This window comes from Lysinibacillus sp. RC79 (assembly GCF_041262405.1).
Taxonomy (GTDB): Bacteria; Bacillota; Bacilli; order Bacillales_A; family Planococcaceae; genus Lysinibacillus.
Window position 1 is genome coordinate 1 of sequence record NZ_JBGCCD010000065.1, and the last position, 2,278, is coordinate 2,278.

2 protein-coding genes are annotated in these 2,278 nt (G+C 37.4%); both read left to right on the forward strand.

Features of this window, described 5'->3' with window-relative positions; genetic code table 11:
* Positions 1 to 184: 184 nt before the first annotated feature.
* The gene (locus ABH968_RS27640) at positions 185 to 883 is read left to right on the forward strand and encodes a hypothetical protein (RefSeq protein ID WP_370049205.1); all 699 of its coding nucleotides are present in this window, start codon (positions 185 to 187) and stop codon (positions 881 to 883) included.
* A 14-nt stretch (positions 884 to 897) separates the two neighbouring features.
* Positions 898 to 2,157, forward strand: a complete 1,260-nt coding sequence (locus tag ABH968_RS27645; protein ID WP_370049207.1) for a glutathionylspermidine synthase family protein — start codon at positions 898 to 900, stop codon at positions 2,155 to 2,157.
* Positions 2,158 to 2,278 lie beyond the last annotated feature (121 nt).

Sequence of the window (2,278 nt, forward strand, 5' to 3'; positions counted from 1 at the left end):
ACCCATAAAACTTTCGAACCGCCGTATACGGAACCGTACGTACGGTGGTGGGAGAGGTCGACTAGTCAATTAATGGCTAGTCTCCTACTCGATTGCTATGATAATATGTATGAATTTGTAAAAAATGAAACCTAAAGAAGGAGATATCCGTAAAATAGGTATCGAAATAAAGGAGAAATATGATATGGCAAAACAAATGAAAAAATACATAGCAGTCACAACAGCGTCATTTATGGCTATGCAATTAGCTGCGTGTGGGAATACAGAAACTCAGACTGTCAAAGAGTCTACTGTTACTACAGATAATACAACGGAAGAAAATAATACTACAACAGCAGGGAATGGTGTACAAAGTGTCTATGACAGCGACATGGCAAATTCATGTGATAAATGGAAAGAAAGTGATGATGGTTCGTTCGAGTGTTTAGATGAGAATTCGCCTCATTATGCACATCATTTCTTTAATGGACTTATGTATGCAACTGCTGGAGCAATGCTAGGAAGTGCCATTTATAAAAGTCACAATTTAAGAAATGGTACAGATAGAGAGGATAAAGATAAAGGTGGCGGTTCAGCAGTACCACGTACGAATCCTAGCAATACGAGCGAAAGTAAAAATACGAATTCTAATGGAATTACGACGAATGGCTCTCAAAATCCGTCTGGTACAACATCTAGTAGCTCAAATAACTCAACAACAAATAGCTCAAATTCAAATACAAGCGGTTCCAAGTCTTATTCGAGTGGCAAGCGTTCATACTCAAATAGTTCAGGTTCATCGACGAATAGTTCTAATTCTTATTCAAATCACTCATCATCCAGCACGGGGAAATCAGGCTTTGGCTCAGGTGGTGCCTCTCGAGGTGGCTCTTCATCTTCTTAAAAGGAGAAAACAATATGAACAATCATTTTCAACAACGCCAAGCGTTTTATTCTCAATTTCCTAATTTCTTTCCAGACTTTGAGGACCTTGAGTACGCCTTATACGATGTACTAGATTTACCCAAAGAGAAAATCGATGAAATCAACTATGCATCTACTATACTTTGGAAAATTTTTTTGAAAGTTGGGAAACAATTTAAGCATTTATCGGATGAACAACTTTTAGCACTAGGCATTCGTTCTGAAATGCTACCATATATCCAATTAGATTATTTACAGCAACAATCGGTATTGGCTCGCTTTGATTTTATTTGTACAGAGGACGGACAAATAAAATGTCTTGAATTAAATGGTGAAACGCCATTTCTAGTCCAAGAAACCTTTGAAATCAATGAAGCGCTTTGTCAGCATCTAGGATTTGATAGTCCGAATGATGTTTCGGCATTACATAAAACCTTGTCTGGTGCGCTTTTTTCGGCTATGCATTATTTAAATGATTTGAAAAAAACTAAAATCGTCATCACAGGGAAAACAGCTGCAGAAGATTATGAGGAATATTGTCAGGTACAGTTTTTAAAGAAATGTATACCATTTGATGTGGAATATGTTCCTATACAAGAACTAATCATTTTTTCTAGTAACACCGCTAATATAGCTCGAGGCCTTTATACGCCTGCCATGGAGAAAATTGATATTTTGTATCGTCCTGCACACCCAGTAGAGTTTTTAATAGATGATGTGTCTTCCGATAATGATCGTATAGGTCTACATTTACTGGAGCTTGTAAAAGATGGGCAGCTTGCTATTATTAACGCCCCCGCTGCATATGTACTGCAATCGAAAATTTTATTATGGCTGATTTGGGAACGAAAAGATGATCCGCTTCTTTTTAATGCAGAAGAACGAGCTGCCATTCAGAAATATATGTTGCCAACGTCTCTTTCGGCAGAGCCATTTGTTCAAGAAAATTTGCCGTTTGTAAAGAAGCCTGTTTATTCGCGGGAAGGGAATACTGTAGAAATTTTCGCAGGGGATGGTACGAAAACGAATGCCTCTGCGTATACCCATTATGATGATAATTTGTTTATTTATCAGCAATATGTAGAAATGCCCTCTATAACGATAAAGCTTAAGGAAGGTTTACAAACAAAGAAATGGTTAATCGGCTCATTTATCGCTGATAATCGTGCGTGTGGCTTATCTTGTAGAGTAGGTAATCAAATTACGGAATGGGATTCTCACTGGTTAGCTGTTGGATATAGGGAAGAAACTTAAAAAAAACGGCGAGACTTTTTATAAAGTTTGAACTGCACCCCAACTGTTAGACACATCTAACAATTGGAGGTGCAGTTTTTCTATGGCTAAATATACTGTAGAAGATAAATTACAAGCAGTT